Annotated in this window: 4 protein-coding genes and 1 pseudogene; all 5 read right to left on the bottom strand. The window is 43.2% G+C overall.

The window, feature by feature from the left end:
• On the bottom strand, positions 1-2,428 hold a 2,428-nt coding region (locus ACKI5J_RS05125; RefSeq protein ID WP_407427181.1), incomplete at its 3' end, for a SusC/RagA family TonB-linked outer membrane protein.
• A gap of 131 nt (positions 2,429-2,559) precedes the next feature.
• Positions 2,560-3,726: a FecR family protein gene (locus ACKI5J_RS05130; RefSeq protein ID WP_407427183.1), complete on the bottom strand. Its 1,167-nt coding sequence runs from the start codon at positions 3,724-3,726 to the stop codon at positions 2,560-2,562.
• Between the two features lie 89 nt (positions 3,727-3,815).
• Positions 3,816-4,388 (bottom strand): RNA polymerase sigma-70 factor, encoded by a 573-nt coding sequence (locus ACKI5J_RS05135; protein ID WP_407427185.1) that lies wholly within the window; start codon positions 4,386-4,388, stop codon positions 3,816-3,818.
• A gap of 516 nt (positions 4,389-4,904) precedes the next feature.
• Positions 4,905-5,180: a phosphatase PAP2 family protein gene (locus ACKI5J_RS05140; RefSeq protein ID WP_407427187.1), complete on the bottom strand. Its 276-nt coding sequence runs from the start codon at positions 5,178-5,180 to the stop codon at positions 4,905-4,907.
• Between the two features lie 27 nt (positions 5,181-5,207).
• A pseudogene (locus ACKI5J_RS05145) lies at positions 5,208-5,626 on the bottom strand (hypothetical protein); the annotation flags it as partial.

Below are 5,626 nucleotides of genomic sequence, written 5' to 3' on the forward strand. Positions count from 1 at the left end.
GATTGTCGCTACTGAGTCCGGTTTGATTACCGATAATTCCCCAGCTTGCCCGAAGCTTCATGTCGTCTATCCACTCCATACCTTTCATGAAAGGCTCTGCTGAAAGACGCCAGCCAAGAGCAGCAGCTGGGAAATAGCCGACACGGTTGTTTCTAGAAAACTTTGACGATGCGTCACGCCGCAATGTTGCGTTAAACAGGTATTTTCCCTGGTAAGCATAATCCATCCTGGAAAACAAAGAAAACAAGGAATTTCGGCCAAAACTACCTGAATTGGTTTGGCTGCCCAGTCCAGCATTAATGACGTGAAAATCAGGATTTTCTTGCTGGTCAATCGGAAAATCTAACCGGGTTGCGGACAAGAACTCATTGAAAGTTTTGATAGCTTCAGTGCCTACAAGAAGTTTAAGGTCATGGTCCTTGGCAAAAGTATGGCTGTAATTAAGCGTATTGGTCCAAGTCCATGAATTCGTATGATTTTCACTCGATAGAAGAGAGTTGTTGTTGAAGTTTTCACCGTGCTCATAAGTGCGCGCAGAAAAATCGCGAATCGTTCTCGAGAAACGGTCAAAGCCAAATGAGGTTCTGGCTGTCAAGCCTTTGATAACATCGGCCTCTGCGTACACGTTACCAAAAATGCCCACATTGTCGTTTCTGTCAAATCTATTACGATACCCTTCCGTGATGGGATTGTAACCTTCAGAACCGGAGGTTCCTGGCGCAGCGGTACTCGCTGGATTCCCCATGATGTCGTACACAGGGATAAGTGCGAGCATCGTCCATGCCGCCTCCGGATAGGGATTACTCCTATTACTATTTACGTACGATAAACGTAAGTTCTCTCCAACACGTATATGCTTAGAAATATTATAAGAGGCATTGGCGGTGAGTGAATAACGTTTGAAGAAATTTGTCTCCACAGAAGTGCTTTTTTGATTGAAATGATTCAAACTCAGCATATAAGACCCATTATCCGAACCACCAGTTACCGAAACATTATAGTTTTGTTGAAGCGCTGGATTATAGAATTCATTGAACCAGTCGGTATCTGCAGATCTTACGATCTGGTTTGTAATAAAATTATAATTTGATGGGTCAGTCAGCGCCTGGAATCTTGAGGGATCACTTATTCGGATCCGCTCCAGCTCCGCACCTCCAATATTCACATTGTTATTTCTGACAAGAATATATTCCGGAATAACAGGCCTTGCTCCGTTCCCATACTGAGGATGGTTCCAACCTGGATCACCAACCTTATATCCGGCTCCCTCCATTTGTTTCCAGTACATCTCCCCATATTCCTGTGCATTCAACAAATCAGGAAAATCACTCCTATTAACGCTGTTTATCGCATTATAACCACTTACATTGACTTTTACAGGACCGTTCTTCCCTTTTTTAGTGGTGATAATAATAACGCCATTTGCTGCCCTGGCCCCGTAGATTGAAGCAGATGATGCGTCTTTAAGAACCTGCAAAGATTCGATATCATCAGGGTTCAAATTATCAATTCCAGAAGATGCAGGAACGCCGTCAATAATGTATAGGGGGTCCGATCCGGTAAACGAGCCAAATCCGCGGATACGGACTTTTGCAGACCCGCCGAGCTCACCGTTTGTACTCACAGTCACGCCAGCGGCACGCCCCTGTAACTGGCTGCTTACATTTCCCGAGGGAGTAGACAATAGCTCATTGGTGTTAACCACAGAGACAGACCCAACGATATCCTTCTTTGCCTCCCTGGAATATCCGGTCACCACCACCTCACTCAATGCACCCAGACCCTCATCCAGCTGAACATTGATTGTTGTCCTTCCGTTTACGGGAATTTCACGGCTGGTGAAGCCCACCAAAGAAAAAACCAGTACAGCATCGTTAGGTGCAGTCAGTGAAAATCGGCCTTGTGCATCAGTAGCCATACCGATGTTTGTCCCTTTCACAATTACACTAACTCCAACCAATGGCCCACCACCTGAGTCGGATACTTTACCAGTGATTTTCACGGGCGGTATAGACTTTTCCTGCCTTTGTTTCAGGAGGCTCACCCGGCTCGGTCCGATGAGAATGGTTCTGTCAGAAAACTGGTAAATCAAAGACTGGTTTTCTAACGCTAAATCTAGTGCCTCTGTTAAAGATGCGTTTATAACATTAATTGTCACTGGTTTCGCTTTCTCAATCAGATCTGAATTGAACAGAATCTGGTAACCGCTTTGAGCCTTAATCTCCCGAATAACAGTTTTCAAAGGAGCATTCTTCTCGGAGAGCGTAATTCGCTGTGGAAACACTTCCGCGCTAACCTGCAGACAGGTAAAGAATAGAATGACGGCAGTTAAATTCATGGTCAAAATATGATTTGACTTCAATTCAGAGGTGAAGCGGCGAGCACGATGGTTCCTTGCCATTCTCACCCTGAGAATTATAAATTTCATACATTTGTAGGATTAAGGTTAATAGTCTGTTGATTTCTTAGTGAAAAATTGCCTTAACACGCCGGCAGCGTTGCGACCGCTGCCGGCTATTTTTGGCTTAAAAAGTTTATCTCATAGGCGCTTGTTTTTTGTTAATGATTATTAATTTTAATAGTTCTGTGCGCAACTGAAAATTTCAATCCTCCTGCAACTTCTAGCATCTGAAGCGCCTTGGAAAGCGGGACATCCCGGGAAATAACACCGTTATAACGTGTATTTGGAACAGTGGAATAATCCACATTTACATCATACCAGCGTTCCAGTTGACGCATGATGTCTTCCAGTTGAAGATCATTAAACACAAAAGCCCCATTTTTCCAACCTATAGCTTGCTCCGTATCCCCGATAGCCACAGTAAACCGTCCACTTTTCTCTAGTTTGGCTTCCTGGCCCGGTCCTAAATATTTCGCATCACCTGTAGATCGTTCTATAACTTTCACACGGCCTTCAAGCAAAGTGGTTTTAATAGCTGGTTCATTTTTGTAAGATTTGATGTTGAAGTGTGTTCCCAGCACTTCAACGGTTTGATCACCACTTTCCACTATAAATGGCTTTGAGGGATGTTTAGCAACTTCAAAATAAGCTTCCCCACTAAGAAGCACCTTACGCTCAGTCTTTGAAAATGAAACTGGGAATTTTAGGGTTGAAGACGAATTCAGATAAACTTTAGTTCCATCTGGTAAGCTAAATTTGTAATTTCCACCCGTAGGTGTTTCTATGATATCGAATACCTCCCCGTGTTTTCCGCCCTTGCGCGACGCCAGAAGGGCTGGATCAGAAAAGGTAAAACTGAATTGCCCATTTTCAGCTTTTCGCAAGGTTACACCATGTCTATCCGCAAGTACGGAGTCATTTGTCCCGTCCAAAGTAAATTTAGTGCCATCAGAAAGCGTAAGTGTGGCCTTTTCTCCACCAGGTAATATCTCTTTTTCAGTTTTTATATCCACATAGTTAGGCGGTAGCTGCTTGTCTTTCGTATAGATGCCTAACCCAATAGCGAGTATCACTAGAACGACGGCCGCAGCTACCACCTTGTACCAAATGGAACTCACGCCAACTGGGGACTTTTCAGCCTTAATCCGCGAGGTAATTTCTGCATATAGCCGAGACTTAAACATGTCCTCATCTTCTTGGAGGTCCCACTCTATATCGAATTCATTCTGAACCCGATACCATTCTGTCAGGCGATCACTTTCTTCCTGAGTAAGGGTATCAAGAAAGAACTTATCAATAAGATCGTTTATTTCTTCCTGTCGCATAAGGTATCCAATATGGGCTTATTTATAGCAAGTACCTTAAAGTCTTGTCTTACCCTTAGTTGACTAGAAATTTAATATCACGTTTTGGGTTAAAACCACTGATGCAGTAGTAGTATAAATCCTGCACGTTTCAGATTGAAACGAAGCATCTTTAGTCCTTTGGTCAGGTGTGCCTCAACCGTTTTTTCGGCAATACCCATTTCCCGAGAGATCTCAGAAATATTTAAGCCCGAATTCCTGCTAAACTTAAATACGAGTTTGCATTTCTCCGGCAATTGCTCTACCAACTTATTAATATATTCCTGGGTAAACCTGGCTTCCATTTGCTCTTCACTCAGGGTGCACCTCTCCTTGGCACAATTCCCTCTTTCCACTTCGGATCTTCTCTTCTGTCGGTAAAAAGACTTATAAACGGAAAACTTAACCGCAGTGGCGAGATAGGCCTCCAGCGAGGCAATAGAAAGTTTCTCCCTCCTCGTCCAAAGACTTATGAAAATTTCCTGGACAATTTCTTCGGCAAGCGCTTTATCCATGGTATGGCGATAAGCAATTGCCAGAAGCCTTTTCCAATATCGCTTGTAGATTTCGGCAAAAGCAGGCTCATCTCCTATAACAAGAAGCAAGATAAGTTCTTTATCGCATAGATCTGTATAAGAGTTCATGCCCGACATGGTTTTAAACAAAACTAATTATTGCCATAAGCAATAATATCAAATATTTATGATTCTAAATAGTCTTACAAGAAAAAAGTAGATTAAATTCTCGACATAAGAAATCCACGTTTTTGCACTTTAAACTACCATGTAGATATATTCTTACCAGCAATTAGGCTTGATGTTTTGAAAAAAAGCGGTTTTTTTGAAATAAGATAAAGCCAGATAACCATCCCTATTTTGTTTTTATATATTTGGTTTTCTGAACTACGCCTTGAAGGTTCACGCTTCAACCAGGTATAATAACCGCCTCTGCTTACATTGAATACCGAACACATCTGAAAACATTTTAGTGTGATTCTTTATGAACCCGAATATTTGCCGACGCTCTGGAGAAGATGCTGACAGCCTTTTTTAAGATGTCGCGCTCCATCTGCGTTTCAATGCCAATAGTTATTCACCTCAGAAAGCATGCACCTAGACGAACCCCGCATATTCTGATTGCCAGGTGGGGCTGATCATTGTCTATGCCGCTTTATCGCCCAAAAGCACCTTCTTAAAATAGGGGTATACCAGATAAGTAAGCTTCATTGAAGCAATTCCAATACCCGCGCCGGCAACAACAGCACTCAACCAATGTGCCCCATTGTATAACCTTAGAGTTCCTATCGCAGTAGCTGCTTCATAGCCCCCAACGCTGTACCAGACGGAACGATCACCATACTCCTGATTCAGATATTGCAACGTCATGAAGGCCATCGTGGCATGCCCCGTTGGGAAGGAATGGTAATTCCCCGCCATTGGGTCGTAAACGGTGGGCAGCTCCTTTCAAAAAGCCAGAAGTGCCGCCAAAAGTGTTCCCGAAATCAACAAAAGTGCTGTTCGGTCTACCAAATTATGTTTGCCTTTTATCCCAGCCATGTCCAATCCATACACTGCCACTGCAGGGGCATATCGAAGGTAATCGTCTGCTCCAAAAGCAAAGGAGGGATAATCTTTCCTAAGGTCAGCGTTTGTACTCCGGTCTAAGGCTCTAGCCTTCTGCGGTGAGGGCTGTAAAACCATAGCCAACAAACAGGCAGGCACCACAAAACCAGTCACTTTCATCGGCCGGCAATAATTCGTTACAAGTTCCTGATACGCCGTATCTAACCCTTGTGTCCTGGTAGTATTGTTCAAGATTATAACAGAACAGAAGAACAAAGAGACCTTAATTGAAACGTTGTATTTCATTTGATGTAGTCTAA

It is taken from the genome of Arcticibacter sp., from assembly GCF_045629565.1.
Lineage (GTDB): Bacteria > Bacteroidota > Bacteroidia > Sphingobacteriales > Sphingobacteriaceae > Arcticibacter.